This is a genomic window from Colwellia sp. E2M01, from assembly GCF_018860585.1.
GTDB lineage: Bacteria > Pseudomonadota > Gammaproteobacteria > Enterobacterales > Alteromonadaceae > Colwellia.
Genome location: NZ_JAHKPR010000036.1, coordinates 16,448 through 43,423, shown reverse-complemented (window position 1 = coordinate 43,423; position 26,976 = coordinate 16,448). Strand labels below are relative to the sequence as shown.

The 26,976-nt window shown below is 35.5% G+C and carries 26 protein-coding genes and 1 pseudogene; 18 read left to right on the top strand and 9 right to left on the bottom strand.

Annotation, left to right across the window (positions count from 1 at the left end; all coding sequences use genetic code 11):
* Nucleotides 1–43 precede the first annotated feature (43 nt).
* The 4 genes from KO502_RS08040 to KO502_RS08025 all read left to right on the top strand — a co-directional run bounded on the left by KO502_RS08040 (nucleotide 44) and on the right by KO502_RS08025 (nucleotide 5,048).
* Nucleotides 44–937 (top strand): kinase, encoded by an 894-nt coding sequence (locus KO502_RS08040; RefSeq protein WP_216022065.1) that lies wholly within the window; start codon nucleotides 44–46, stop codon nucleotides 935–937.
* Entirely contained in the window at nucleotides 934–1,800 is an 867-nt protein-coding gene (locus tag KO502_RS08035) for an HAD-IIB family hydrolase (RefSeq protein WP_216022064.1), read from the top strand. The genes KO502_RS08040 and KO502_RS08035 overlap by 4 nt, the downstream gene beginning before the upstream one ends.
* 91 nt (nucleotides 1,801–1,891) lie before the next feature.
* Nucleotides 1,892–3,118, top strand: a complete 1,227-nt coding sequence (locus tag KO502_RS08030) for a glycosyl transferase (RefSeq protein ID WP_216022063.1) — start codon at nucleotides 1,892–1,894, stop codon at nucleotides 3,116–3,118.
* Nucleotides 3,119–3,278: 160 nt separating this feature from the next.
* On the top strand, nucleotides 3,279–5,048 hold the full coding sequence (locus KO502_RS08025; protein ID WP_216022062.1) for a sugar phosphorylase: 1,770 nt from the start codon (nucleotides 3,279–3,281) through the stop codon (nucleotides 5,046–5,048).
* 76 nt (nucleotides 5,049–5,124) lie between these two features.
* Here the strand turns inward: KO502_RS08025 and KO502_RS08020 are convergent, their stop codons facing one another.
* Complete coding sequence (locus tag KO502_RS08020; RefSeq protein ID WP_289846782.1) at nucleotides 5,125–7,332, bottom strand: ABC transporter substrate-binding protein; 2,208 nt, start codon at nucleotides 7,330–7,332, stop codon at nucleotides 5,125–5,127.
* A 463-nt stretch (nucleotides 7,333–7,795) separates the two neighbouring features.
* Between KO502_RS08020 and KO502_RS08015 the strand changes: the two genes are divergently transcribed.
* From KO502_RS08015 to KO502_RS08005, 3 genes are all read left to right on the top strand, one after another.
* The gene (locus tag KO502_RS08015) at nucleotides 7,796–8,044 is read left to right on the top strand and encodes a DUF3297 family protein (protein ID WP_216022060.1); all 249 of its coding nucleotides are present in this window, start codon (nucleotides 7,796–7,798) and stop codon (nucleotides 8,042–8,044) included.
* Nucleotides 8,045–8,393: 349 nt separating this feature from the next.
* On the top strand, nucleotides 8,394–9,596 hold the full coding sequence (locus KO502_RS08010; protein ID WP_216022059.1) for a Bcr/CflA family efflux MFS transporter: 1,203 nt from the start codon (nucleotides 8,394–8,396) through the stop codon (nucleotides 9,594–9,596).
* A gap of 60 nt (nucleotides 9,597–9,656) precedes the next feature.
* On the top strand, nucleotides 9,657–11,576 hold the full coding sequence (locus KO502_RS08005) for an EAL domain-containing protein (protein WP_252730634.1): 1,920 nt from the start codon (nucleotides 9,657–9,659) through the stop codon (nucleotides 11,574–11,576).
* 88 nt (nucleotides 11,577–11,664) lie between these two features.
* On the opposite strand, the gene KO502_RS08000 is transcribed toward KO502_RS08005, so the two are convergent.
* Entirely contained in the window at nucleotides 11,665–12,585 is a 921-nt protein-coding gene (locus KO502_RS08000) for a LysR family transcriptional regulator (protein WP_216022058.1), read from the bottom strand.
* A gap of 206 nt (nucleotides 12,586–12,791) precedes the next feature.
* On the opposite strand from KO502_RS08000, the gene KO502_RS07995 reads away from it, so the two are divergent.
* On the top strand, nucleotides 12,792–13,943 hold the full coding sequence (locus KO502_RS07995) for an MFS transporter (RefSeq protein ID WP_216022057.1): 1,152 nt from the start codon (nucleotides 12,792–12,794) through the stop codon (nucleotides 13,941–13,943).
* 29 nt (nucleotides 13,944–13,972) lie between these two features.
* Nucleotides 13,973–14,632 (top strand): peroxiredoxin-like family protein, encoded by a 660-nt coding sequence (locus KO502_RS07990; RefSeq protein ID WP_216022056.1) that lies wholly within the window; start codon nucleotides 13,973–13,975, stop codon nucleotides 14,630–14,632.
* Nucleotides 14,633–14,663: 31 nt separating this feature from the next.
* On the opposite strand, the gene KO502_RS07985 is transcribed toward KO502_RS07990, so the two are convergent.
* Complete coding sequence (locus KO502_RS07985) at nucleotides 14,664–15,575, bottom strand: LysR substrate-binding domain-containing protein (RefSeq protein ID WP_216022055.1); 912 nt, start codon at nucleotides 15,573–15,575, stop codon at nucleotides 14,664–14,666.
* Nucleotides 15,576–15,807: 232 nt separating this feature from the next.
* On the opposite strand from KO502_RS07985, the gene KO502_RS07980 reads away from it, so the two are divergent.
* The 3 genes from KO502_RS07980 to KO502_RS07970 all read left to right on the top strand — a co-directional run bounded on the left by KO502_RS07980 (nucleotide 15,808) and on the right by KO502_RS07970 (nucleotide 18,110).
* A complete protein-coding gene (locus tag KO502_RS07980; RefSeq protein ID WP_216022054.1) occupies nucleotides 15,808–16,257 on the top strand; it encodes a DoxX family protein in 450 nt (149 codons plus the stop codon).
* 52 nt (nucleotides 16,258–16,309) lie between these two features.
* A complete protein-coding gene (locus KO502_RS07975; protein ID WP_216022053.1) occupies nucleotides 16,310–17,293 on the top strand; it encodes a glutathione S-transferase family protein in 984 nt (327 codons plus the stop codon).
* Nucleotides 17,294–17,393: 100 nt separating this feature from the next.
* Nucleotides 17,394–18,110, top strand: coding sequence for a pirin-like bicupin family protein (locus KO502_RS07970; protein ID WP_216022052.1), 717 nt, complete (start codon nucleotides 17,394–17,396; stop codon nucleotides 18,108–18,110).
* On the opposite strand, the pseudogene KO502_RS17090 reads toward KO502_RS07970, so the two are convergent.
* Nucleotides 18,091–18,195 (bottom strand): annotated as a pseudogene (locus KO502_RS17090) (MmcQ/YjbR family DNA-binding protein); the annotation flags it as partial. The gene KO502_RS07970 and the pseudogene KO502_RS17090 sit on opposite strands and share 20 nt — an antisense overlap.
* Before the next feature lie 139 nt (nucleotides 18,196–18,334).
* Here KO502_RS17090 and KO502_RS07965 point away from each other — a divergent pair.
* Both KO502_RS07965 and KO502_RS17320 read left to right on the top strand, forming a co-directional pair.
* Nucleotides 18,335–18,568: a type II toxin-antitoxin system ParD family antitoxin gene (locus tag KO502_RS07965; protein ID WP_216022051.1), complete on the top strand. Its 234-nt coding sequence runs from the start codon at nucleotides 18,335–18,337 to the stop codon at nucleotides 18,566–18,568.
* A 101-nt stretch (nucleotides 18,569–18,669) separates the two neighbouring features.
* The gene (locus KO502_RS17320) at nucleotides 18,670–18,852 is read left to right on the top strand and encodes a type II toxin-antitoxin system RelE/ParE family toxin (RefSeq protein ID WP_354668312.1); all 183 of its coding nucleotides are present in this window, start codon (nucleotides 18,670–18,672) and stop codon (nucleotides 18,850–18,852) included.
* Between the two features lie 8 nt (nucleotides 18,853–18,860).
* Here the strand turns inward: KO502_RS17320 and KO502_RS07955 are convergent, their stop codons facing one another.
* Together KO502_RS07955 and KO502_RS07950 are read right to left on the bottom strand one after the other, a co-directional pair.
* The gene (locus KO502_RS07955) at nucleotides 18,861–19,265 is read right to left on the bottom strand and encodes an MmcQ/YjbR family DNA-binding protein (RefSeq protein ID WP_216022049.1); all 405 of its coding nucleotides are present in this window, start codon (nucleotides 19,263–19,265) and stop codon (nucleotides 18,861–18,863) included.
* A gap of 36 nt (nucleotides 19,266–19,301) precedes the next feature.
* Nucleotides 19,302–20,267, bottom strand: a complete 966-nt coding sequence (locus KO502_RS07950) for a penicillin-binding transpeptidase domain-containing protein (RefSeq protein WP_216022048.1) — start codon at nucleotides 20,265–20,267, stop codon at nucleotides 19,302–19,304.
* Between the two features lie 168 nt (nucleotides 20,268–20,435).
* Between KO502_RS07950 and KO502_RS07945 the strand changes: the two genes are divergently transcribed.
* Entirely contained in the window at nucleotides 20,436–21,731 is a 1,296-nt protein-coding gene (locus KO502_RS07945; RefSeq protein WP_216022047.1) for a serine protease, read from the top strand.
* The gene (locus KO502_RS07940; RefSeq protein ID WP_216022046.1) at nucleotides 21,722–22,819 is read left to right on the top strand and encodes an FHA domain-containing protein; all 1,098 of its coding nucleotides are present in this window, start codon (nucleotides 21,722–21,724) and stop codon (nucleotides 22,817–22,819) included. The genes KO502_RS07945 and KO502_RS07940 overlap by 10 nt, the downstream gene beginning before the upstream one ends.
* Nucleotides 22,820–22,978: 159 nt before the next feature.
* On the opposite strand, the gene trpS is transcribed toward KO502_RS07940, so the two are convergent.
* On the bottom strand, nucleotides 22,979–23,986 hold the full coding sequence (gene trpS, locus KO502_RS07935; protein WP_216022045.1) for a tryptophan--tRNA ligase: 1,008 nt from the start codon (nucleotides 23,984–23,986) through the stop codon (nucleotides 22,979–22,981).
* A 109-nt stretch (nucleotides 23,987–24,095) separates the two neighbouring features.
* Nucleotides 24,096–24,764, bottom strand: a complete 669-nt coding sequence (gene rpe / locus KO502_RS07930; RefSeq protein ID WP_216022044.1) for a ribulose-phosphate 3-epimerase — start codon at nucleotides 24,762–24,764, stop codon at nucleotides 24,096–24,098.
* Between the two features lie 324 nt (nucleotides 24,765–25,088).
* Here rpe and KO502_RS07925 point away from each other — a divergent pair, with 324 nt between their 5' ends.
* Both KO502_RS07925 and KO502_RS07920 read left to right on the top strand, forming a co-directional pair.
* On the top strand, nucleotides 25,089–25,757 hold the full coding sequence (locus tag KO502_RS07925; protein WP_216022043.1) for a TorF family putative porin: 669 nt from the start codon (nucleotides 25,089–25,091) through the stop codon (nucleotides 25,755–25,757).
* Nucleotides 25,758–25,902: 145 nt separating this feature from the next.
* Nucleotides 25,903–26,085, top strand: coding sequence for a DUF2970 domain-containing protein (locus tag KO502_RS07920; protein ID WP_216022042.1), 183 nt, complete (start codon nucleotides 25,903–25,905; stop codon nucleotides 26,083–26,085).
* Between the two features lie 33 nt (nucleotides 26,086–26,118).
* Here the strand turns inward: KO502_RS07920 and KO502_RS07915 are convergent, their stop codons facing one another.
* A complete protein-coding gene (locus KO502_RS07915) occupies nucleotides 26,119–26,937 on the bottom strand; it encodes a Dam family site-specific DNA-(adenine-N6)-methyltransferase (protein WP_216022041.1) in 819 nt (272 codons plus the stop codon).
* Between the last annotated feature and the right edge of the window lie 39 nt (nucleotides 26,938–26,976).

The window sequence follows — 26,976 nt, the reverse complement described above, 5'->3', positions numbered from 1 at the left end:
TTGATACAGTTAATAGTACTTAGTAATTATCCATGGTGAAAAAATGCTTTCAGATTTTATTAAACAACACAAGTTGCCTGAAAATTTTCGGTTAACGGTAAAGGATTATTACAAACCTCTTGCCGATCGAATATTTAATCAATCCAAGCAAGCTGACAATGCTTATTTTGTTGGTATAAATGGTTGCCAAGGCAGTGGTAAGTCAACACTTACTGACTTTATAGCAAGCTACTTAATTGCTGAGTATCAGTTAAATGTAGTTGTTATGTCTTTAGATGATTTTTACCTAACCAGTCAAAAACGACAGCAATTAGCGACTGATATACACCCACTACTTGCCACTAGAGGTGTACCAGGCACTCATGACATCACTGCGCTTAAAGAGACTTTATCGAAATTAGCAGCACACGAAACCGGCTTCTCTATCCCTCGTTTTAATAAAGCGACTGATGAGCCGTTTCCTGAAAGCGAATGGACTTTAATTGACAAGCCTGTAGATATTATTTTATTAGAAGGTTGGTGTTGGGGTGTACAGCCACAAACTGACGAACAGTTAAAATCGCCTATTAATGAACTTGAATTACAACACGACCTTACCGGTGAATGGCGTAATTATGTTAACCAACAGCTTAAAGACTTTTATGAGCCTTTGTACCATAAAATGGACTTTTGGTTAGCACTACAAGCCCCGTCTTTTGATTGTGTATATCAATGGCGTTTAGAGCAAGAAGAAAAGTTAAAAGCACGAAATATTGGTCTATGTGACTCTAAAATTATGTCTCCGGCGCAAATACTAAACTTTACTCAGTATTTTCAACGCTTAAGTGTGCAAGGCTGTAACACTATTTCAAATTCTGCCGACGCTATTTTTCATTTAGGCTATGATCGTAAAATAACTGATATTCCGTTAACCGACGTTACAACAGGAAGCCTATGAGTCAAATAAAGCGAATTATATTCAGTGATTTAGACGGTACGCTGCTTGACCATTATACTTATCAATCGATTGCGGCAAGTGAAACGTTAGCACAACTAAAGAGTGCTGACATTCCCGTTATTTTAAATACCAGTAAAACATACGCTGAATTAGAAACAATTATTCAGGATTTACAGTTAGATACACCTTTTATTATCGAAAATGGTGCTGCTGTTTATATTCCAATAGGTACTTTTGCTTCGCAACCCGATGATACAAAAGTTGTAGGTAAGTACTGGGTTAAGTCTTTTTGTTTACCTGTTGCGCATTGGTTATCCTTGCTGTCTACAGAAGGCAAAAAATTCAGCGGAAACTTCCAAGGATTTTCTGCCATGTCTGAATCTGAATTAGCTTTATTAACAGGTTTAAGCATTGAAGATGCCGAACGCGCTAAACAACGTCAATATGGCGAGCCGATTCAATGGTTAGGTGATGAAGAAACTAAAGACGTCTTTATAAATCATATGATTGATTTGGGTGCTAATGTTGTACAAGGGGGGCGTTTTCTTCATCTTGGAGGTTATTGCGATAAAGGCCAAGCAATGTTGTGGCTAGCCGAGCAATATTTAGAGCATTACATAGCGTGTAGCTCTGCGGCTAACCAATCGCACGTGGTTACACCTTCATTATGTACTATTGCCCTTGGTGATGGAGAAAATGACACGGCAATGTTAGAAGCTGCAGATATTGCCGTACAAATAAAATCCCCTGTGCATGACTTTCCTTCACTGCATCGTCAAAAAATGACTACGCAAACAAGTTTATATGGTCCAGAAGGTTGGGCTGAAGCAATTCAAAGCTTGTTAGTTGAGCAATTAACTTAATAATCACTCACTGAATAATAAACACGTAACTCAAACAATACACTAAGAAATATAACTATATAAATAAATACAATAACTTAAGAGGTAAATCATGGCTGATTTCTATCAAAACGGTACCGTAACAACTCTACATAATTTAGCACAGCGAGATCCTAAGGATATGGCCGCTGAACTATTATCGTTTTCTAAAACACGTCCTTTAGGTCTCATTCTACCATCTTTATTTTCCGAGTTAGAAGGTAAAGCTTTACCTGACATTATTAGTAAACTTAAAGGTGTTGAATATTTATCTGAAATTGTCATTGGTTTAGATCGCGCCGATTTAGCACAATATAAACATGCCTTGTCATTTTTTGGTGAACTGCCACAACATCACCGCGTTTTATGGAATGACGGTCCTCGCTTACAAGCAATTGATGCAAAATTACAAGCTTTAGGGTTAGCACCAAAAGAGCTAGGAAAAGGCCGTAATGTTTGGTATTGCATGGGCTACATTTTAGCGTCGGGCAAGGCTGAGTCAGTTGCCTTACATGATTGTGACATACTCACTTACGAGCGTGATTTATTAGACCGTTTACTTTACCCTGTTGCAAACCCACTGTTTAATTATGAATTTTCAAAAGGTTATTATGCCCGTGTTGCCAACGGCAAAATTAATGGTCGAGTATCACGTTTATTGGTAACACCATTAATTAAAGCCTTGAAAAAAACCGTAGGTCATTGTGATTACCTTGAATATATGGACAGCTTTTTATACCCATTAGCTGGTGAGTTTTCATTTCGCAGAGATGTACTGAGCGATATTCGTATTCCTAGCGATTGGGGATTAGAAATTGGCGTGTTATCAGAGATGTATCGTAATTATTCATCGAACAGAATATGCCAAGTAGATATTGCCCCAACCTATGATCATAAACATCAAGATATGTCGTTAGGCAATGATCAAGGTGGTTTATCAAAAATGTCTGTCGACATCAGTAAATCATTTATTCGTAAATTAGCCACTCAAGGTGAAACCTTTACTGCTGAAAAGTTTAGAACACTGAAAGCCACTTATTATCGTATTGCTTTAGATTACGTCGAAACTTACCGTAATGACGCCATGATGAATGGTTTAACTCTGGATATTCATAGCGAAGAAGAAGCGGTAGAAATGTTTGCACAAAACATCATTACCGCTGGTAGCACCTTTTTAGAGCAACCAATGGATACACCATTTATTCCATCGTGGAACCGAGTGATCAGCGCTATTCCTGATATTTTAACGCAATTAAAAGAAGCGGTTGAGTTAGATAACGAAGAGTTTAATCAAGCGTAAAAATAACTAAATTAACTATATGTGAGCGCATGCATGTGCTCACGGTTAAATAACACCAAGCCATTAAATTTATATTTTATGGCTTTTATCGTTTTATACAAATCATCAAATAAACAAGCAACAACCCTTTTAAACCACTCTTAAACAATGAGGTGAAATAATGACTACACCGACCAATCCACTAGAGCATGCATTAAGAGACAAGCTAACCCAACAGCTTGCCACTATTTATCAAGGGATTGAACTTGAGCAATCGCATGAAGACATCGCTCAGTCACTGTTAGACATTATGGAGCTGTCTAACACTAGCGAGATCCAAAAGCCTTATAAAAATCATTGGTCTGAAAAAGATATTATTTTGATCACCTATGGCGACAGTGTTATTAAAGAGGCAGAAGCACCGTTACACACACTAAAAACCTTTTTAGATGCAACCATTAAAGACACGATTAACAGTGTACATATTTTACCTTTTTTTCCGTATAGCTCTGACGATGGCTTTGCCGTTATCGACTATTCATCGGTAAATGAATCACTGGGAACTTGGAACGACATTGAAGATATTAGCCAAAATTATCACCTAATGTCAGATTTAGTTATCAATCATTGTTCAAGTCGTAGCGCTTGGTTCGACAACTTTGTAAAAGGCGAAGGACAAGGGAGCGACTATTTCTTTACCGCCCTACCCGACGATGACTTGTCAGAAGTTGTTCGCCCACGTACTTCACCGCTATTAAAAGAAGTAGAAACAGGCAACGGCAAAAAATTTGTCTGGTGTACCTTTAGTCACGACCAAGTTGATTTTGACTTTAGAAACCCCGAAGTTTTAAAAGCCTTTACCACTATTATCAAACAATACCTTGATGCCGGCGTTAAAATATTCCGCCTTGATGCGATTGCCTTTTTATGGAAAATACCCGGCACCACCAGCATTAACTTAGCGCAAACCCATGAAGCGGTACGCTTATTAAGAACCCTCATTGAATCGGTAGAAGAACACGCCATTATCATTACCGAAACGAATATCCCCAATACGCAAAACTTAACCTATTTCGGTAATGCTAACGAAGCACACGGTATTTATAATTTTTCATTACCACCATTATTACTAAACACCCTACTAACAGGAAGTTGTTTGTATTTAAAGCGCTGGTTAATGTGTATGCCGCCATCACAAGACGGCACTATGTATTTTAACTTTTTAGCTTCCCACGACGGTATTGGTTTACGCCCTGCTGAAGGGTTATTGCATGATGATGAAATAGAGAAGCTGGTACAAACAGTACAAGATTTTGGCGGCAAAATATCTTGGCGTACTTCAGACGCTGGCGAACAAAAAGCCTATGAAATGAATATTTCACTTTATGATGCTATGCAAGGCACTATTGACGGTAAAGATGAATGGAATTTTGAACGTTTTATTTGTGCTCATGCCATCATGTTTGCTCTTGAAGGTATACCAGGGGTTTATATTCATAGTTTGTTAGGCACCCAAAATGATTATCAAAAATTAGCGAATACCCATCATAACCGTTCTATTAATAGGCATCGTTGGGATGAAGATGAATTAGCTGCTGCACTTGCTGATAATTCACTACATCATGCCAAAGTACTTAGTACATTAAAATCTTTATTAAATATTAGAATAAACCAGCCTGCTTTTCACCCTAATGCAACGCAATTTACATTACATTTAGGCTTACAACTGTTTGGCTTTTGGCGACAAAGTAGAGATAGAAAACAAAGTATTTTTTGTGTAAGTAATATAACTAATCAACCATTGCAATTGCCTTTAGCTGAGTTAAACCTAATTATTACGGAATCTTGGCTTGAGTTGATAAGCAACACTGTTATTACCGAATTAACAGAAGAAATAACCTTAGCGCCATATCAAACGGTATGGATAGCAAACAACCCGATAACAAGCTAAAAGCTGCAGTAACAGCACGTTTATGTTATTAACGTGCTGTTACTTCAAAATTGTTCAGCTTCAAAATTGCTCAGCTTCAAAGTTGCTCAGCTAGCACTTTATATAGACTCTCTAATTCGACTGGTTTACCTATATGACCATCAAAACCAGACTCTAGGTAATGTGAAATATCTTTAGTCATAACATTCGCCGTAAGCGCAATAATAGGAGGGCAACTAGGTGTCGACTTAAGTGCTTTACACGCGGTAATTCCGTCCATTACCGGCATTTGTATGTCCATTAAAATCAAATCAATAGATAATTTTTTATCTATTTCATTTTCTTCACTTAAACTTTTAAAAGTCTCTACGGCCAGCAAACCATTTTCAACAACTATCAATTTTGCATTCGTATTGCTCAGCATTTTTTTGATAATTACTTGATTAATTTTATTATCTTCGGCAATCAAGATTGTTTTACCTGTTAAATCGAGGTTTGTGTGGCGTGATTTATTTCCATTATTTTGCTTAACATCTTCAATATTTGCTCGACTTAATGGAAGAGTGATAATAAAGCGACTGCCTTTGCCTTCCTTACTTTCAACGTTAATAGTTCCTTTCATAAGGTCGATAAGTGATTTACTAATAGCTAGCCCTAATCCTGTACCTCCATATTTACGAGTAGTTGAAGCATCGGCTTGTTCAAAGCGCTGAAATAACTTATTTAACATTTCTTCATTCATGCCAATACCTGAATCAGAAATTTCAATAATAACTTTATTATCGCCTTGGCTATTTATGGTTACATTAACAGTACCTCTTTTCGTAAATTTAATTGAGTTACCTAAAATGTTTAGTAAAATTTGCCTTATACGAACAGGATCACCAAACCATGCTTGTGTTTTATGTTCTCCTTGTAATCGTATTTGAGTACCTTGCTCAACACTCGCTTGTGTTAAATCATAAATAACGGAGTTAGTGAGTTCAGTTAAATCAAAAGGAGATATTTCAACGGATAATTTCCCTTCTTCCATTTTGGAAATGTCCAGAATGTCATTAATAACGGTCAATAAACATCTTGAAGAAAAAAGTGCCTGCTCAATAAGCATTTTATCTTCACCTACATTCATTTTTTGACTCAGAACTTGTAAGCTACCGTATATGCCATTCATTGGTGTTCTTATTTCATGACTCATATTAGCCAGAAAAAATGATTTTACTTGGTTCGCATTGTCAGCTTCTAATTTCGCAATCTCTAACTGGCTATTTTTTTGATTAATTTCTTCTATATTGTTAGCCAATTCGGTATTACTTAACGATAATGCATTCGTTTTTTCTAAAACTAGCCTGTTTAATTTGGCGTTAAAAATAATAACGATGACCAAGACCAGAATTAATAAAGCAACCACTGTAAATATTATAATAAGTGTTTGCGTACTAAGCTGATTAGTTTGCTTTTCATAACTAGTTAAAGTCAGTCCCTCTAGAGTACTAGATTTATCAACTAGACCTAAATCTTTATAAATACTAGCAATACGATTAAAACGTTGTTCATGCATAGTACCTAAAGGCACATAATTTAACTTAATACTATTTTTAGTACCTGCGGCTTCGAGTAGCAACTGTTTTCTATCCGATTGCGGATTATATTTTTTAAGAATTAAATCTACCGTTTCTTCTGGATGATCTAATGCATACTGCCAGCCTTTTAAGCTTGCTCTTACAAAGGCTTTTACTCGTTCAGGCTGTTTTTTTACATTAGTTTCCGTAGTAAAAATTAAATCACCATAAAAATCAATACCGTAACTACTTGGATCGAGTACATTAAGAGCTATATTTAATTCTTTATATTTGAGCACTTGATTGGTTTTATAAGCTGAAACCACGTCCACATTTTGTTGCTCGACTGCTCTATCGTCAAAACTATGCGGAATCAGGGTGTATTGAGTTTCATCTATTCCTGCGAGCATTATCATTGCTATTAAAGCTGCGTCATCAGAACTGCGTTGAAACATAATTCGCTTACTTGCTAAATCATAAACACTAGTAATATTTTTCTCTTTTAACGATATGAAAACCAATGGGCTTTCTTGAAATACCGTAGAAGCAATGACAATGGGGCTTCCTTTTAACCGTTCTAAAACAACACTCGAGTCGGCAATACCATAATCCGCATTACCAGAGTTTACATCATCAAAGGGCAATGTTTTGGGGTTGCGTTCTCTAATCTCAACATCAAACCCTTCATCCGTATAAAAACCTTTCTCTTTTGCCATGTAATATCCGGAAAATTGAAATTGATGCATCCATTTTAATTGTAACGAGACTTTTTCAAGCGCTATTGAAGGAAGAGAAATTAATAATAAGAATGTCACACAAATATATTTAAGTGGCAGACTACAATGAAATGACAAAATAAAAACCTTACACGTGATTTCAAATTATTGGGAGTTTATAGATTACCTTTAATAAATAGATAAATATACCCGTTACCATTCAAGATGCATGTTTCAGAGTGCTTGAGCGATTTACATCTCAAGTTGCAATGAGGAGGCGCGGTGATGAAAGAATAGTTATTAATTAACTCTACGTTCACATTTTATACGTTAGTTAAAAGCCTCGCCTTACTACCAAGAGTTATTAGTTAAATACCTACTCAATTTTTAATTGTCAGCTTAAATAAGCGATTAATTTTATCCGTATAACTATTGAGCGGTATCATTATATTGCCTACAATAGCGCACTTTCTATTTATAATAGGTCACTAACATGAATGACACTAAAACTCGTCCTGAATTGCCAGATCGCCTTTCAGGTAATTCTCGTAGCCCACACCATGTGGCAGAAATTTTTGAACATGAAATTGGTATTATATTCAATGGCAAAGAACGCTTTGACGTGGAAGAGTATTGCATCAGTGAAGGTTGGATTATGGTTCCAGCAGGTAAAGCATTAGACCGTCGTGGCCAACCACTTCTTATGAAAAGAAAAGGCACTGTTGAAGCTTTTTACCGTTAAGCCTTCTTGATAACCTTTTATAACAGATCTTATTTTATTGTGTTTTGTTATGTTTAGGCTTTCTTTAGCCCCAGAATATTAATGAGTGTTAACGCTATATTCTTTTATTCTGGGCGCTTCGATTAGAAATCATATTTAAAACCTCTTTAACGTCTTCCTATATTTTGATTGTCTGATAAAGACTTTATCGCAGCCGATCTATTAAAAATAAAGCTATAGATTAAACGTACGGCTATCTACTATTCTGCTAATATAGCGCCCTAAACACCACTTTACTTACACACAAGTACAAAAAACAACGTTATCTTCAAAGTCAATCGCTAATACAACATTAGTTCGGAGTTTTAACTTGAAAGTTGAACAACCTATTCTCGGTAAAATGGGCACATTAATATTTTTAGTGGTGATCAGCGCCTTTCCTCCTTTAACCACTGATATTTACCTAGCGGCCTTACCGACCATGGTTAATATACTTAACACCAATGAAACTATGGTTAATTTAACCCTGAGTTTATATTTTATTGTGTATGCCATTACACTACTTTTTTGGGGGCCATTAAGTGAAAAGTTTGGTCGCAAGCCTATTTTATTAACCGGCTTAGGTATTTATGTAACCGCCAGTACCTTATGTGCCCTTGCTAATAACGTTGAAATGCTTATAGCAGCCCGTGCAATACAAGCTTTCGGCGGTAGTGCCGTAACCGTAGTAGCCACAGCCATAGTTAAAGACTTGTATGATGGCAGGCAGCGAGAAAAAATAATGGCTACTATCATGTCACTCGTCATTATTGCCCCTATGATCGCTCCTATACTGGGAGCATTTTTACTGAAAATAAGCTCTTGGCACATGATGTTTATCGCATTAGCCAGTTTTGGTGGGATTGCCATAATATTTTCGTGCTTTTATAAAGAAACTTTAGAAAATAAGTATAGCGGCTCGGTTTTACATTCATGGGGTCGTTTAGGCGTTGTTATTAAAAATCGTGAATTTCTATCTTTGTTAGCCATTTTTACTATTCCGCCGATGGCATTAATGTCATTTTTAGCTGCAGGATCATTTATTTATATTGATGGTTTTGGTTTATCTGAGCAAATGTTTAGTTATGCATTTTCTTTTAATGCTTTTTTTGCTTCTTTTGGCCCTAGTATTTATATACGGCTTTCAAAATATATTGCGGTCGATAAAATAATAACCATGTGTTTTACCTTATTAATGTTATGCGGCATATTAACTTATAATCTAGGTAGTTTATCACCTATTATTTTTGCCTGTATCATCGCTCCTGCAACAGTTATGATAATTATGGTGCGTGTACCCGGTATAAATTTAATGTTAAACCAGCAAGAAAATGACACCGGCTCTGCAGTCGCTATTATTCAATTTTTTTCTATGATGGCTGGGTCATTAGGTATGGTACTTGTGATGCTTAACCCAGAAACATTAATAGAAAACTTAGGTCTCATTCAATTAATTATTGGTATAATAGCCTGCTTATTATGGTTAGCGGTCAGAAAAAAAACCTATGTTTCTGATAATATGACTAAACTTTAATAGCATAATGTTCACTCCGTAAAAATAGAGTCATGATAAATTCAAATAAAGAGGTGTTTTTTGGCTAGCATTACCCGAGAATTAAATGAGCATATGCAGCGTGATACAGCAGTTTTGCTGTATAGTAATGCTATTTCAGGCATTACTATTAGTGCTATTGCTTCCACTTTATTAGTATTTTCTTTTGATGATCCGGTTACAAACTTTTTTCAAGTAAGCTGGTGGTGTGTAATGATCACGCTACTAGGCCTAAGAATGTTTGATGCTATCTGGTGGAAAAAAAAGTTACAACATACACAGTTTGACGGTAAAAAGGCCATTAAGCATTTTGTTCTAGGTGTTAATCCTACAGGAGTCATGTGGGCTATTTATCTAGTCTATATGTCAAATAATAATATCGGCATAGAGCTAACCACAACAGTAATTGCCGTTGCTTCCTTAGCCGGAGGCGCCACTTCAATTTTAGCTGCTCATAAACCAACGGCTATTTTTTATTCCTTTATATTACTTGCTCCTGGCTCTATATCATTACTTATGTCAGGTGCTTTTGAGTTTGAATTACTCGGTGTTCTCGGCCTTTCATTCTGTATTGTTATGATATTGATTTCGAGTAAAGCAGCTAACTTTACCCGTCAAACTTTATTTTTAAAGAATGAAAATGTAACCCTAGTGCAGCAAATGGAAGAAAAGGTTAAACAGCGTACGCAAAAAATCTATGAATTATCAAACTTGGATCCTCTCACTGGTTTATATAATCGTGCAGCCTTTTTGAGCCACCTAAAATCAACAATAGAAACCTCGAATGAAAAATTTGCTTTGTTGTTTATTGATTTAGATGAATTTAAAAAAATCAATGATACCATTGGCCATAAAGCAGGCGATCAAATATTAAAAGAGTCTGCAGGTCGTCTTAATCAAAACGATAAAGACTCCCAATTAGTATGTCGTTGGGGTGGAGATGAATTTTTAATTGCGCTTAGAAATGCAGATGAGAAAACGGCTGTTGAAAAGTCCTTACAATTAATTGAGCAACTATCAACACCACATAATTTTGAAAATAGTCTATTAACAGTTGGGGCTACAATAGGTATAGCTTTATACCCAGAGCATGCTGAAACAGAAGAAAGCCTTATTCAAGCTGCAGATATGGCAATGTATTTTCAAAAGAAACAAGCTCGATCTACAGTAGGTGTATTTTCAGAGACAATGGAAAAGCTCTACTCACATGAACTACATTTAAAAAATGGCTTAACCAAAGCCAGTGAAAATCAACAACTACGCATAGTATTTCAACCGCTTGTTTCAGCTGACAGCTATAAACCGGTAGCATTTGAAGCCTTATTACGCTGGAAAATAAATGGAGAAGAAATAACTCCTGATGAATTTATTAGCATTGCGGAACAATACGGGTTAATTCATGAAATTGGATCTTGGGTGCTTAAAAATGCTTGTCTTGAAGCCAGTACATGGGGCAGAAAAATACAATTACCTGTTTGTGTAAATGTTTCCGTGATCCAATTTATCGAAGATGACTTTATCAATATTATCGAGGATGCACTTTCTACTAGTAATTTACCTGCAAGTTTATTGCATATTGAAATAACAGAGTCTGTGTTTTCTGCCGATACAGCAACGATATTAAAACAAGTTAAATGTCTGCAAACTAGAGGGGTTAAAGTATCTATCGATGATTTTGGTACTGGTTATTCTTCATTATCTGCAATGCAAGACTTAGGCGTTAATATGGTAAAAATAGACCGCTCATTTGTACAAAATATACATGGTAATGGTCGGGCAATTATTTCTGCGGTGATGGATATCGCTTCATCGTTAGACTTTTTAGTTGTTGCTGAAGGAGTCGAAAATGAACATCAAGCCAAAGAACTTGCTAAATTAGGGGTAGATTTTCTGCAAGGTTATTACTTCTCTAAGCCGCTTGAAGTAGAAGATATTGCACATTTTATAAAACAGCATCAATAAAACTAACTCAATTGTCTAATTGTTTTAGTTTTAGTTTTAGTTTTAGTTTTAGTTTTATCACTAATTTGATTACCTTTTTGGCGAATTATCAGTTTTTATCGTGCAGCATACTCTGTTGAATACTAGTTTTCGCGGCTAAAACAATATTTACAAAATTATTTACAATAGAGTTATTATTGGATTTTTTATACTGTACCTCTAAAGGTATCTGCGTATCGACATTTTCTAATCTTATAAAATGACAATCTTCACTATATTGTTTTCGTACACAATATGGCGCTATTGCTACACCTAATCCTGCTGCAACTTCGGTGAGTAATGTTTGCATATGCAAAGGTTGACTTACAATATTAGGTGAAAAACAGGCGCGTTTACACATCATAATAACTTCATCAAAAAGCTCTACCGCTTCTTCTCTATTAAAAAGAATAAACGACTCTGCTTTTAACTCAGTCAGGTTGATTACTTCTTTGCTTGCTAGATAATGATTGGAATGAACTATGGCTACTAACTTATCAAAATAAACATTGTGATGAATAAACTCATCTTCAATTGAGTTAGGTAGCGGTCTTGTAAACGCAATATCTATACGGTCACTTTTCAATGCTTCAATTTGCTCTGTCACCGTCATTTCAAATAAAGTGACATGTACCTGTGGAAACTCCAATTTATAAGTACGAACAAGCTTTGCCATAAAACTTAAACACGCTGAACTTAAGTATGCAATATTGAGCGCACCTACTTGCCCATTGTGAGCTCGCTTAACTTGTGTTTTAGCTTGTTTGGTAAGTGCTAAAATAGTGTTAGCATCTTTTAATAATTGCTCTCCGGCTAAAGTAATGACTACATCACGAGAGCTTCTATGAAACAAATTAACACCAAGCTCTGCTTCTAATGTTGAAATATGTCGACTAATAGCTGGCTGTACTGTATGTAACTCCCGCGCAGCTTCAGAAAAACTTTTATACTTTGCAACGGCTATAAAGCTTTTTAATATTTTTAATTCCACTCTTCACCTTACAGTTAAGCTCAGTCAGGTCTTTACATGCTATGTATATAGTGATTACTGCATATTAACCATACACCAGCTATACAGATTTCGTATTGATTCTATAATATCATGTTATTTTTGTTATATACAATTAACCCGTATCATACAGCTATCTTAATAAATTAATAAATAAACTATTTTCCTAGTAGTTGGTTGGGCTGAATATGAATAACTTAAAAGCAACCGGTCGTTATACTTTACTCTGTATTGCCTGCTTAATTATTATGGTTGGTGCATTGGTAGCTCCAGGGTTAGTGACTATTTCATCTGCACTTGGGGTCGCTGATAATGCTATTTTGTTAGTCACATTACCTGCTTTTGGTGCTGTTATTTTTGCTCCTATTGCAGGTAAGCTAATCGATAAATACGGAGCATATAAATCACTGCTCGTCGGTTTATTTTTATACGGTTTTCTAGGATCGAGTGTTTATTGGTTATACGGCCCTACACTCGTTTTTGCTAACCGCATTTTACTCGGTGGGGTTACCTCTATAATAATGGCAAGTAGCACGCTTTTAATTTCGCAATGGTATTTTGGGGAAGATCGTTTAAAGATGATTGCACAACAAGGTATGGCTATAGAGCTTGGTGGAGTGATTTTTTTATTTTTCGGTGGCTTTTTTGCTGTGCAACATTGGGCGTTGCCTTTATCACTTTATTTAATTGCTTGGCTGTTTTTACTTATGTTACTTCTTTTTGTTCCCCGTAATTCACCTATAAAACAGCAAGAAAGCATAAGTAATGAAACTAACGGAGTAGATAATGGTTTTACGCTTAAAAGTGTATATATGATTGCTGTGCTTTCCATGACAGCCTTTTTTAGTACTTTTGTTTTGTTACCAACAACAATGCATAAGCAAGCTTATAGCGAAGATAATATAGGGTTATTGTTAGCTTTCATATCATTAATAGCAGTAGTTGCGGCGAATTTTATGCCGAAGGTCATTAAGCTATTTGGCGAACAAAAGGTACTCGCTATCGCATTTACTAGTTACGCTATTTCGTCTGTTTTTTTCTTACAAGCAGGAACATCTTTTTTAGTTATAGGTGCTATTTTTTGCGGGGTTGGTTTTGGTTTTAGTATTCCACTGTTAAACCATATGACTGTTGAAAGAAGTAACGAAAAAGTACGCGGCCGTAATTTATCGTATTTTACGATGGCTGTTTTTTCTGGACAATTTTTAACATCATTTATTGAACATATACCTGGTGATGAAGAGAACGTATTTATACTTTGTATCGCTTGTTGTTTACTCATTACGATGGCCTTACTTATCAAACACCTTAACTCACACAAAACACTCACGCAAAAATAATTCACGCAAAATCAAAATAGAGAATATAAATGAAAAGCTTAAAAGAACAAACAAATGCAAAAATTGAGGCAGGTCGAAAAGCTAACCCTGGCTTTATGAAAAACGTTGACGAAATCATTGCTCAAGCCAAAGAGTTTAAGCAAGGTGATGCAGCAATTAAAGTCACAGAAAAAGCGCCGTCATTTATATTACCAAACCAACAAGATATTCTGGTTTCGCTGGCGGAATTATTAAAAAATGGCCCTGTCGTATTAACGTTTTATCGAGGTAGTTGGTGTCCATATTGCAATTTACAGCTTCGTGCTTTACAAGGGAAATTAACTGAAATACAAGCCCTTGGCGCTCAATTAGTAGCTATAAGTCCACAAGTGCCCGATGATTCATTGACTACAAATGAAATAAGCGAAATAGACTTTATTGTATTATCAGATCAAGATGCCAAGGTGGCAGCACAGTTTGGTGTAGCATGGGAAGTACCAGAATACCTTCTTGAACATATGCGTGTAGATAGAGAATTAGATCTGGAAGCAATAAATAATGGCAATGGTAGTATTCTCCCTATTCCTGCAACTTTTATTATAGACACTAATGGTGAAGTTACTTGGCGCTATATCGATGTAGACTATCGAACACGCTCAGAGCCAGATGATATTATAAAGGCATTACAAAGCTTATTGAATAATACTTAATTATTCATAAATAAGCCTCGAAATATAGTGTTTATGTTTGTAATAAAATATCTTTTAACTTACTTAACCCTTTACCTTTATTAGTTATTTTCCAGGCCATAAAGAGCTCTTGGGTTACTTTATTCTCTGTTAATGGTATTTCAGTTAACTGTCCTGAAGCTATATATTTTTGAGCGATAAATACGGGTAAATAACCAATGCCAATACCGGCAATTATCGCTTCTATTTTCTGACTAACAGTACTGACATAAAAATGTTGGCTTCCATCAATAACATTGACCGACCATGGAATTTCATTTTTTGCAGAATCGTGCACCACAACACTTCGATATTTAGACAGTTTATTGGGGTCAATCAAAACTTTATCTTTTGGTAGTTTTTTAGCTAATTGCTTTGATAATTGATGAGCTTTACTGACCACTAAAACGCTGTCGAATACGGCCATCTTTATTGCTCTAATACCTTTATTTAATGGCACTGGCGCTGGCGCTCCGATGACTAAATCAACCTTATCTTCAATTAGAGCTTCCCATGTGCCATTCATTACCTCTTCTTGTAGATCAATTTCAATATTTTCATGTTCACTTAAAAAGCGCTGAATACAAGTTAATACTGGCTTAATATCAATAATTGAATCGCAAGCAATACGAATTTTTGGTTCCCAGCCGTTAGCAATCGTTTTTGTCTGCTCGGACAGCACATTAAGTGCAGCTAAGACTTTACGTCCCTCAATCAATAAATGCTTACCTGCAGGCGTAAGTACTGAACGCCGTCCTTGTCTGACAAATATCGTTACTTTTAACTGCTCCTCTAGTTTTTGCACAATATAAGAAAGCGCTGAAGGAACTTTATTTAATTGCTCTGCTGCTGCCGCAAAACTGCCACGATGTTCAATAGCGTCTAATACTAATAAGGCTTCAATACTCAGAGGATGTGTATTCATAGTGTTATCTCATTGTTACTTAACTTGAACTCAAATTACTTGGATTTTAAGCCAGTAAAATCATTCAAATATTTTGAACATATCAAACAAATACTATGGGTTATTCATTCAAAACTCAAGTTATACAATAGCTACAGATTTGAAAACAGACTCATTTAAAACATAACTTAAATATTATTTTAATTAAAAATTTAAATTACTTGTTAAATTACAGCATAACAAAGGCGAAACAATGAACATTAAAAAGATTACAAAAACCATCACTAAAACTGAAAAATCATTATCCGCACTACCATTACGACTTATTGCAGGACTTATTTTTACAGCACATGGTGCACAAAAACTTTTCGCTTGGTTTGGTGGTTACGGTTTAACGGGTACAGGTCAATGGATGGAGTCTATCGGACTTGCTCCAGGGTATTTAATGGCATTAATGGCTGGCAGTGCAGAGTTTTTCGGCGGTTTACTTTTAATAATTGGTTTTCTAACAAGACCAACAAGTTTTGTTTTAGCGGTAACTATGATTATTGCCATATTTAGTGTTCATATTAGCAACGGTTTATTCATGAGTAATAATGGCTATGAATTCGCCCTTACGTTGTTTGCGATGTCAATTTCATTAATGTTTAGCGGCGCAGGTAAACTGTCGGTAGATAATTTAATCGCAAAGCGTTTAAGCTAGTAAATAATAAACCAACAACCAATTAATCTATTTAAACAATAAGGTAACAACCATGGCAACTGTCAAAAATAGTTGGAACAGCAGCATTAAAAACGGTGAATATCAGCGTAAAGAATCACAGTTTAGAAACTGGATCACCGCTGATGGTAGCGCCGGCATAAGTGGGCATGATGGTTTTAAAGCAGAAGCGGGACGTTATCATTTATATGTATCACTAGCTTGCCCTTGGGCACACCGCACTTTAGTTTTTCGTCAATTAAAAGGTTTAGAAGATCTCATTACCGTCAGTGTTGTGCATCCAGATATGCATGACAAAGGTTGGAGTTTTAACCATGATAAAGAGTCGGCCAAGCTTTATGGTACAACGGGTGATGATTTATATGGTGGTGGTTATATTAGTGAAAAATATCTCGTTCAAGATCCGAATTATAGTGGCGTAAATAGTGTGCCTATTTTATGGGACAAAAAGAATAAAGTAATCGTGAATAACGAGTCGTCAGAGATTATTCGCATATTTAATAGTGCTTTTAATCATATTACCGGTAATACACGCGACTTTTACCCTGAAACATTACGAGAAAAGATTGATCTCGAAAATGAATTTATTTATCACAACATTAACAATGGTGTTTATAAAACAGGTTTTGCAACCTCACAAGAAGTCTATGACAAACATGTTGTTAAGTTATTTTCAGCACTCGATCAAGTTGAGCATAAGTTATCTAAGCAACGTTACTTAACAGGGGATGAATTAACAGAAGCTGATTGGCGATTATGGGTTACATTAGTACGTTTCGATTCTGTTTATCACACACACTTTAAGTGTAATTTAAAACTCATTGAGCAATACCCTAATATTTATCACTTTATGTTAGAGCTATACCAAATGCCAAATATCGCTAAAACGGTCAACGAAGCGCATATAAAACGGCATTATTACGCAAGCCATTTAGCGTTAAACCCATACGGCATTGTACCCATTAGTCACCAGCAAGACTGGACTAAACCGCATAATAGAGAGCGACAGTTTAACTAAAAAATTAGCTATGAACTTACTCTTTATATGGTATTAAATTACACAACTAATTATACACTGAAGTAAAAATAGGCTGAAATTATCAGCCTAAGGAAGTTTTATGATCAAACATTATCCTTATAAAAATTTAGGTTATGCTAACCATGGTTGGCTTAAAGCTAAACATCATTTTAGTTTTGCTAATTATTATAACCCTACGCGTATGAGCTTCGGTAAGTTACGAGTGATCAACGATGATTGGATAGCGCCAGGTAAAGGTTTTCCTGCACACCCTCATCAAAATATGGAGATCATCAGCTTTATTCGCTCAGGCTCTGTTACTCATCAAGACAATGTTGGTAATAAAGGGGTAACTAAAGCAGGTGAAGTACAGGTAATGAGCGCAGGTACAGGTATTGTACACGCAGAATATAATCTTTCTGCTGAGCCGTTAACGCTTTATCAAATATGGATTGAAACCAATAAAAAAAATGTACAACCACGCTGGGAAACTAAAACATTTCGCAAGCAAGCAGAAAATAAACTGACTCTTTTAGCTTCGGGCTATATAGAAGATAAAAACCAAGCTCTTTTTATTAACCAAGAAGCACGTATATTTGGTGGTAAGTTAGCTAAAGGTACTATCGTAGAACATAACATTACGCACCAAGCCTATATATTGGCATCTAATGGAATGTTTAAAATTGAAGAATGCACAGGTAGTAGCAAAAGTGTAACTATGAATAAAGGAGATGGGTTGGAAGTAACGCTGTCTAACTCAATCGTAATAAGCGCCGCAACTGATTGTGAAGTTATTATTATTGATACCGTAGCTTAAATGAATTATCTATCATACGTTCAATTTCACCTAGTGGAATTAAGTCATCGAGGATTATTGTGTTCCATAGCTTTTTATTCATGTATGTCAATACCCGCAATCAAGAGGAAATAATATATAAATAGTTTAATTTTTTTCGTGATTATCAATCGCCCACTCAATAGCAAACATTGCCAATATATGCCACAATATTTTTAATTTAGTTAAAAAATATGGGAGTAATCATGGCAACACTTAATATATCTATTCCAAATGAAATGCGGCATTGGATTGATCAACAAGTGACTAGTGGTCATTTTGCCAATGCGAGTGATTATATTAGAGATCTCATTCGCCATAATCAAAGTGAAAAAGAAGCAATTCGGATGGCGTTAATTGAAGGTGAAATGAGCGGAGAAAGTACTTTAACTGTTGCAGATATTATTAGTCAGCAAAGAAAAAAGATAGAAAATGACTAAAGATATTCTCTCCAACAAAGCCTCTACAGATTTAGCAAATATTTTTCAATATACCTATAAAAACTTCAATGTTATCCAAGCTGAATCTTATTTATTAGTACTTGAAGAATGTTTTGTTATCAAACGAACCTGACTTGGCTCATAGAGTTGAGGATATAAGAAAAGGTTACTTTCGATATTTGTTTAGGAAGCACGCCGTTTATTTTCAAGTACGCCAGCGTGAAATTTTTATTATTCGAGTATTACACCAACAGATGAAATACGAGCTTCATTTAACAAGCTAAGCACTTGCTTATAAAGATATTAAAATTGACTGCTGATCTTTCTTGGTCATATTATTTACCACTAACATAAATGAATTATCCATCATTCGTTCAAGTTCCCCCTGTGGAATTGAACCATCTAAAATAATAGTGTTCCAAAGCTTTTTATTCATGTGATAACCGGCAATTACCGACGGAAAGATATCGCGCAGCATAATTGCCTCTTCAGGGTCGCACTTCAGATTCATCCAGTAATCTACGTCTCCTGTAGCAGAGCTATCGTCACCCTTGCCCATTTTCCCTAACGATAATGTAGCGTACATTTTATTTTTAACTTTAAATACTTTGGTCTCTTCACCAAAAGGAAAATCTAATTGGGCTTCAGGCTTACTTAACAAATAAGCTTCTGCTTGTTCAGGGGTTAGGCTAGTCATTAGTTTACCTTTAATTATGATTGCTTGAACTTAGTATTAAATAACGCCTGCTTTTTTTAAGTGGTTTTTAACAATATTAATTCTTTCCGTATTCATATTTTCATAGCTATCTCGAGTAAAGTTAAACGCAAAATAATGTACTCCTTCTGCATTTTCGACAAAGCCAACATACCAACCTAGTTTTGCTGTACTTGTATGCTTAGTGTTTTCTGTATTATTAGCCTGTGTTATCTCACTAGCATCCTCAACAGGAATAGTATTAATAGTACCTGTTCCTGTTTTTGCATAGAATAAATAACTATCGGTGCTTTCGGTTAACATAATTTCTTTAAGCGTATTAATGCTTTGCTGGCTAACACCTATTTGAGCATGATTTAGCTTTTGTAAAAATTCGACTTGCTCAATCGCTGAAATTTGTAAACTACCATTTAGCCAAAAATCATCTATACCTGATGAAATATCAGTATTGCCATAAGCAAAATTAGTAATATAGCTTTGCATTGTTTCCTGACCAATCTCATTGGCGATTTGTCGGTAAATAGGAACAATAGAAAACTTAAATGCTGAGGCAAGATTATAGTCTGACAACAACCAGGTCGACGGCCACCATGATTCTGTGGGGTACTTTTCTTTGTCATAAAATAGTTTTTGTTTTGCATTAGCTATCAACTCACTATCGAGCGCTATCAAACTATTAGGAATTTTAAAGGTAGAGAATGGAGAGAAACGATAGCGAGCTCTTTTATCATTAACAATGAGTAGCACTTCATTTTTTTCGCTATACGATGAAGCTTGAGTGACTTTATTTCGAGTAGTGGAGCTATTTACTCCTTCCTCGATAACTTCATCAATAACCTCATTAACTCTTTCACTGACTTTTTCACTCAATAAAACGAAAGTACAGTCGCTTTGATTTGCCAAGCAGAGTTGAGCATTCGCCCACACAGAATGAGAAAAACAATTTAGAATAAGTATACTGGTAAGACTTATAAATTTTTTCACGTGGTTCTCTTTAACGTTAATTACTGATAGAAACCATTTTATATATAAAAGCTATAGATTCCATTACATAAACAATAGCACAATTGCTGTATTATTTATGTGATTGTTTAGGTGACAAATTAAATTTTACTGTCACAATGCAATGATAAGCTATCAATAGGAAGATGAATGAAAGTTTTTTTTACCTTAATTTTTATACTATTAAGTTATAACGCTTTTGCTGATGAGCAAGCCGAAGCAATATTTGCTCAACTTACCCCTTCTCTCTACCAAATCAAATTAATTGATAAAGCCAGCGGTGAAAAGTCGTCTATCGGCTCAGGCTTTCAAATAAGTGAAGACGGTATTATTGCTACCAATTATCATGTTATTTCAAGTTATGCCCGCCACCCTGAAAAATATCGAATTGAATATTTAGATCACCAAGGTAATACCGATGAGATGGACTTGGTTAGTGTTGATGTTATTAATGATCTAGCATTAGTCAAACGTACTGTGACTAACGCTATGCCTTACTTTCAAATTTCTGATGAAAAACCGATTAAAGGAGAGCAGTTATTTGCCTTAGGTAACCCTCATGATTTAGGTATGATTGTTGTACCCGGCACTTATAACGGCTTAAAAAAGGAATCTTTTAACGAGCGTATCCATTTTACAGGTTCAATAAACTCAGGCATGAGCGGCGGTCCTGTGGTTAATAACAAAGAAAAAGTGGTAGGTATTAATGTTGCAACGTCAGGTAATCAAATTGGTTTTTTAGTTCCGCACGATAAATTAGTAACCTTGTTTAATATTTATAAAAAGCAATCTGAAAACGTCTCTACGCTTGTTACTCATGATCTTATAAAACAACAAATATCATCGCAGCTAATCGCTAATCAAAATAAATTAATGGACGCTTTACTCAATAATACTTGGCAAAGTAAAGAGCTTGCGGGAAAAGCCATTATTCCTATTATTGATGTGCCTTTTATTCGTTGTTGGGGTGATTCTAATGCTGATAAAAGTGATGCTATTATTGAAGCCGTTGTAGCAAATTGTACGTTAGATGAAAATACTTTTATTGCTGCACACTTTTTTACCGGCAATATCGAAATCGAATTCAGTTATATGCGAGCAAAAGATTTAAGCGATAATAAATTTTACCATTTATATCAAAAACAAATATCTCACGCTGGTGCTGGTAATGTTGCCAGTAAAGACGATGTAACTGAATACCAATGCCGCCATGATTTAATTACTCCTGAAAGTAGTGCAAATACCACGAAGGCGATGAACAATAAAAGTATACTTTGCACAAGAGCCTATAAAGACTACGTTGGTTTATTTGATGTTTTATATTTAAGCGCAAGCATTGATAAAAATCAGCAAGGCTTAGTTAGCCACTTTACTTTGGCGGGAGTTAATCAAAAAAATGCTTTAGCGTTTACTAGCAAGTTTATGGAGGCGATTTCATGGAAGTAATAAATAAGAGCCAAGCCTTCGACACTAGCTCAGAAACGTCGATTGACAGTTTAATAGAAGACAATACCACTTCACTTGCTGACAATAATACGCCTACTATACCCGGTGAAATAATTATTGAAGAGATCAGCCGTAATCATAAATTATTGCATCGTCATTGTTTACAACAAAACAATATCAACATTGGCCGAGACTATCATAATGATATCATTCTAACGGATCCGTATATCTGTCCTAAACATTTGTCATTTACTTTTGCAGACGGTGTTTGGCATGTTAAGGATAATGACTCTGTAAATGGCTCTTTAATAGAACATATTAAGAGCAAAAAAGTTAAGCATGAGCTGCAAGCCAAACCACAAGTCATTAATAATGGTGATGTGATCAGTCTAGGTAAAAGCCAATTACGCATTTTATTCAAAAATCATCAAGTTGCCGATACTATTCCATACAGTCCTTTTGAATATTTAATTGATTTAATACGCAACCCTGTTGCTGTAGTGATGAGTATTGCGCTATTTATGTTAATTGCCGCTTATAATACTTATTTGAATCAATCGACCGAAATAAATATTAGCCAGTTATTAGTCAATGCTTTTACTAAAGGGTTGTTATATTCAATATGGCCTGCAAGTGTGGCACTTATTTCTCACTTAACTAAGAATGATCCCCGGACATTAGCACAAATAGGCATTAGTTTTACTTTCTTCATTGTTATGTGGATGGCTGAGTTAGTCACTGAAATAGCTGAATTCAATTCAGCAAGTAATAATCTGGTGCCTATAATAGGAACAATACTTTCCATTATTTTAGCCTTTAGTTTGTTTTGGCTTAATAATTATATTGGTTTTCAAACAACGGCTAAGCGTAGAATTATTATTGCGTTGGGTTTTACGGCATTACTATTTGGTGGTGATTACTTAATACAATACAGTAATCAACCTGAGTTTGATCCGCGTCCTCATTATAATTCGACTATTATGGCGCCTAGTTACCTTATTGCCCCAAGTAATAATGTTGAGCGTTTCATTAATGAAAGTAATACTCTATTCGAACAAGCTAACCAAGCAGCACAAGATAGTGATTAACTGATAGGGATTAGGTTTTAGGTTTTAGGTTTTAGGTTTTAGGTTTTAGGTTTTAGGTTTTAGGTTTTAGGTTTTAGGTTTTAGGTAAAATAAAGGCTTGTTTTCAGTAGAATACAAGCCTTTTTAAGTGAGTGTGATCTTAAAAATCCTCTTAAAAACCTATGGACGAGGAATAAAGCCCACAGCATCATAAACTGAGGTAAGTACCGTACTAGCTCGCGCTGAAGCTTTTTCTGCACCATTTCGCATAACTTGATTTAAGAAGTCTTGATCTGCTCTATACTCATGAAACTTAGTTTGAATAGGCTCTAATAAAGCCACCACAGCATCAGCAACATCACCTTTTAAATGACCATACATTTTATCTTCATAAGCAGGCACTAAATCAGCAACAGAAGTGCCTGTCGCACAAGACAACAATGATAATAAGTTTGATACCCCTGGTTTTTCTTCAAGGTTATAATAAATACGCGCTTGTTCATCTGAATCCGTAACCGCACGTTTTATTTTCTTGGCGACTTTTTTAGGATCTTCTAACAAGCCGATAAAGTTACCTGGATTAACATCTGATTTAGACATTTTCTTAGTTGGTTCAAGTAAGCTCATAACACGAGCACCATGTTCAGGAATAAACGGATCTGGTACTTTAAATATATCACCATGTAGATTGTTAAAACGCGTAGCAATATCTCGTGCTAATTCTAAATGTTGCTTTTGATCATCGCCAACAGGTACGCGATCAGCACCATAAAGTAGTATATCTGCTGCCATTAATACTGGGTAAGTAAATAAACCTGAATTCATGTTAGCTTCAGATTTTTGTGACTTATCTTTATATTGGGTCATGCGATTTAGCTCACCCATTTGCGTATAACAATTAAGTACCCAACTTAATTGTGCATGTTCTGGAACATGTGACTGAATAAAAATAGTGCTTTGCTCAGGATCAACGCCACACGCTAAGTACAAGGCCAAACCATCTAACGTTGCTTTACGTAAGTCTTCAGGTTTAGGACGAACCGTAATGGCGTGTTGGTTAACGAGCATATAGTAACATTCGTGGGTTGGTTGCATATTTACCCATTGCTTTAATGCGCCTAAATAATTACCAATAGTTAACTCGCCTGACGGCTGACAGCCACTTAATACAATAGGTTTACTTGTCATTTTTTACCCTTAAACTTCTAAATACTTTACTTATGTTAGCTGTGTTGTTCACAGCTTGCTTATATAACTTTTCTAAATACCATGTTTATGCTTGGTAATAGTGCTTAGGTTAAACCTTAGCTAACTCTACGCGCATTTCATCAATCGCTACTTTATAATCTGCTTGTGAAAAAATTGCCGAGCCTGCCACAAACATATCTGCGCCCGCTTCAGCAATCTCTGCAATATTATTCGCTTTAACTCCACCATCAACCTGTAAACGAATATCAAAACCGCTAGCTTTAATCTTCTCTTTTACTAGGCGTAATTTATCTAAGGTTGTAGGAATGAAAGATTGACCACCAAATCCTGGGTTTACTGACATTAATAAAATAACGTCCAGTTTGTCCATAACAAAATCTAAACAATGTAATGGCGTCGCTGGATTTAATACTAAGCCCGCTTTACAGCCACTATCTTTAATCAGCTGTAAGCTTCTATCAATATGATCACTCGCTTCTGGATGAAAAGTAATAATGTCTGCTCCCGCTTCAGCAAATTTTGGAATCAAAGTATCTACATTTTTAACCATTAAATGCACATCGATAGGCGCGGTAATGCCATAGTCACGTAAAGATTGGCATATCATTGGTCCAAACGTTAAGTTTGGCACAAAGTGATTATCCATTACATCAAAATGAACAACATCAGCACCTGCGGCTAATACGTTAGCAACATCATCGCCTAACCGAGCAAAGTCGGCCGACAATATAGAAGGGGCAATTAAATAATCTGACATAAGCATAACCAATCGATAAATTTTGCGTCATTTTACCTAATACAGTGCAATTAATGAAGGTATAAAGCTCATTCTAATCAATTAAGGGTAATGCCCAAATTAACGCACCAAAACAGAATCAATGCACCACAACAAAGCAAATCAACGCGACATAAATATTTAATAAAAGTTCAATAAAAAAAACTAATAAAATAAAGTACTGTTTAATAAGGATATAATTTATTTTTGTGACTTTTTTTTTAATAGGCACTCTACTTGCTATATCTACGTTAGAAACACTATTTTAATAAAACTTAACTTAACTTCAAAAATATGGGATTAACTATGAAAAAATTAACTACAGCTTTTACGCTTTTATCATTAGCAACAAGTGCTGCTTTCGTTTCAACTTCAGCGTCTGCTGAAGTAAGTGCTAATGTAGCAGCTACAAGTAACTACTTATGGCGTGGTATGGAGCAAACAGGTGGTGCTGCGGCAATATCTGGTGGTATTGATTATTCTGCTGAATCTGGTTTTTATGTAGGTACTTGGGCATCAAATGCTTCTTGGGGTGACATGAAAACTGAGTTAGACCTTTACGGTGGTTTTGGTGCTGATATTAATGAAAACATGTCATACGATGTTGGTTTCATCTACTACGCTTACCCTGACTCAATCAGTGGCGATGCTGATTTTTCTGAAGTTTACGGTAGCTTTACTTTTAGCGGTTTAACATTAGGAGTTGCTGTATTAACATCAGGTGAAGATGCTGATGCAGGTGATACAATTTACGCAAGTGCTGATTACGCTTTAGCACTTAGCAATGAAGCTGAAGTAAACTTCCATATTGGTTCATATAGCGGTGATTGGTTAGCAGAAGACTCTATCGATTTCGGCGTTAGCTTAAGCAAAGACAACTTCACTTTTGGCGTTTCAAAAATAGATTTAGATGATGGTGCCGGTAGTGATGAGATGAAATTCTACGTTTCTTACGCTGTAGACATTACTTTATAATTTAAATAGACCTAAAATCTAAGCTAAATTATAAAAAACAAAAACCTGAAGTGGTAACACTTCAGGTTTTTTTACGTTTGTTTTATGACATTTACACGAAAAGCAACTATGGTTAAAAGATCGTTTACTGAAGGTAAAGTAGTCAATGAACTTTATTTCAACATTGAAAAGTGTCGCCGCTGCTTTTTTTGGCGTACAAAGTAATGACAATCGGAAACGTGATTTGCAAGAAGGCAAGCTCACTCACTTCATTTTTATTGGGATATTAGCTGTAGCGGTATTTATAGCCGCATTACTGCTTATTGTGAGTAAGGTAGTACCAACTTAACTAGCACTTGTGATTTATACGTTTAACCTTACTTTATTTATATAAAGCGAGTAATTCCGCTACCTTTTTACGCTTAGCTGCAGTTTGGCTAATAGTTCTAGCGACTTTAATAGATTTTATTTTACTTGCATGTTCGTAAATTTTACGTGTCCAGATCGTATCATGATTTGATATCACAACAGGTATATTACTACGTTCACTTACTTCTTCAGCCGCATTCGCTAAATCAGCTTGTTCATCTAAGCCAAAACCATTACCCGAATAACTAGTAAAACTAGCCGTTTTACTTAAAGGCACATAGGGTGGATCACAGTAAATTACATCGCCAGATTGAGCTCTATTAAAAGTATCTCGGTAACTTTCACAAACAAAGGTCGCTTTTTGTGATTTTTCAGAAAAATACTGAAGTTCTTTTTCTGGGAAGTATGGGCGTTTATATTTACCAAAAGGAACGTTATAACCGCCTTTTTTGTTATATCTACACAGACCATTATAGCCATGACGATTCATATACAAGAAAACTAACGATCTAAAGTAAGGGTCGTCACTCGCATTAAACTCAGCTCTTAACCGATAGTAAACATCCGCCTGATTATACTCAGAGGTAAAAAGCTTACGTGCATCTTCGATAAAAGTATCGGCGTTAACTTGGATGATTTTATACAAATTAATGAGATCTTGATTAATGTCATTAAGAATGTATTCATCATAATCTGTATTAAGAAAAACAGAGCCGGCGCCAACAAAAGGTTCAATAAGGCGACGTTCTTTCGGGAGAGTTTTCGCAATAACATCGCATAAGCTATATTTACCGCCAGCCCACTTTAAAAACGCTCGATGTTTATTATTCATACTGCCGACTAACCTGTAATTTCACTTAATAAAATTAAA

Excerpts from the sequence above, each read along its gene's own strand:
- KO502_RS08040 (WP_216022065.1), top strand. The coding sequence starts at position 44 with ATGCTTTCAGATTTTATTAAACAACACAAGTTGCCTGAAAATTTTCGG.
- KO502_RS08035 (WP_216022064.1), top strand. The coding sequence starts at position 934 with ATGAGTCAAATAAAGCGAATTATATTCAGTGATTTAGACGGTACGCTG.
- KO502_RS08030 (WP_216022063.1), top strand. The coding sequence starts at position 1,892 with ATGGCTGATTTCTATCAAAACGGTACCGTAACAACTCTACATAATTTA.
- KO502_RS08025 (WP_216022062.1), top strand. The coding sequence starts at position 3,279 with ATGACTACACCGACCAATCCACTAGAGCATGCATTAAGAGACAAGCTA.
- KO502_RS08020 (WP_289846782.1), bottom strand. The coding sequence starts at position 7,332 with ATGCATCAATTTCAATTTTCCGGATATTACATGGCAAAAGAGAAAGGT.
- KO502_RS08015 (WP_216022060.1), top strand. The coding sequence starts at position 7,796 with ATGAATGACACTAAAACTCGTCCTGAATTGCCAGATCGCCTTTCAGGT.
- KO502_RS07995 (WP_216022057.1), top strand. The coding sequence starts at position 12,792 with ATGAATAACTTAAAAGCAACCGGTCGTTATACTTTACTCTGTATTGCC.
- KO502_RS07990 (WP_216022056.1), top strand. The coding sequence starts at position 13,973 with ATGAAAAGCTTAAAAGAACAAACAAATGCAAAAATTGAGGCAGGTCGA.
- KO502_RS07985 (WP_216022055.1), bottom strand. The coding sequence starts at position 15,575 with ATGAATACACATCCTCTGAGTATTGAAGCCTTATTAGTATTAGACGCT.
- KO502_RS07980 (WP_216022054.1), top strand. The coding sequence starts at position 15,808 with ATGAACATTAAAAAGATTACAAAAACCATCACTAAAACTGAAAAATCA.
- KO502_RS07975 (WP_216022053.1), top strand. The coding sequence starts at position 16,310 with ATGGCAACTGTCAAAAATAGTTGGAACAGCAGCATTAAAAACGGTGAA.
- KO502_RS07970 (WP_216022052.1), top strand. The coding sequence starts at position 17,394 with ATGATCAAACATTATCCTTATAAAAATTTAGGTTATGCTAACCATGGT.
- KO502_RS07965 (WP_216022051.1), top strand. The coding sequence starts at position 18,335 with ATGGCAACACTTAATATATCTATTCCAAATGAAATGCGGCATTGGATT.
- KO502_RS07955 (WP_216022049.1), bottom strand. The coding sequence starts at position 19,265 with ATGACTAGCCTAACCCCTGAACAAGCAGAAGCTTATTTGTTAAGTAAG.
- KO502_RS07945 (WP_216022047.1), top strand. The coding sequence starts at position 20,436 with ATGAAAGTTTTTTTTACCTTAATTTTTATACTATTAAGTTATAACGCT.
- KO502_RS07940 (WP_216022046.1), top strand. The coding sequence starts at position 21,722 with ATGGAAGTAATAAATAAGAGCCAAGCCTTCGACACTAGCTCAGAAACG.
- trpS (WP_216022045.1), bottom strand. The coding sequence starts at position 23,986 with ATGACAAGTAAACCTATTGTATTAAGTGGCTGTCAGCCGTCAGGCGAG.
- rpe (WP_216022044.1), bottom strand. The coding sequence starts at position 24,764 with ATGTCAGATTATTTAATTGCCCCTTCTATATTGTCGGCCGACTTTGCT.
- KO502_RS07925 (WP_216022043.1), top strand. The coding sequence starts at position 25,089 with ATGAAAAAATTAACTACAGCTTTTACGCTTTTATCATTAGCAACAAGT.
- KO502_RS07920 (WP_216022042.1), top strand. The coding sequence starts at position 25,903 with ATGAACTTTATTTCAACATTGAAAAGTGTCGCCGCTGCTTTTTTTGGC.
- KO502_RS07915 (WP_216022041.1), bottom strand. The coding sequence starts at position 26,937 with ATGAATAATAAACATCGAGCGTTTTTAAAGTGGGCTGGCGGTAAATAT.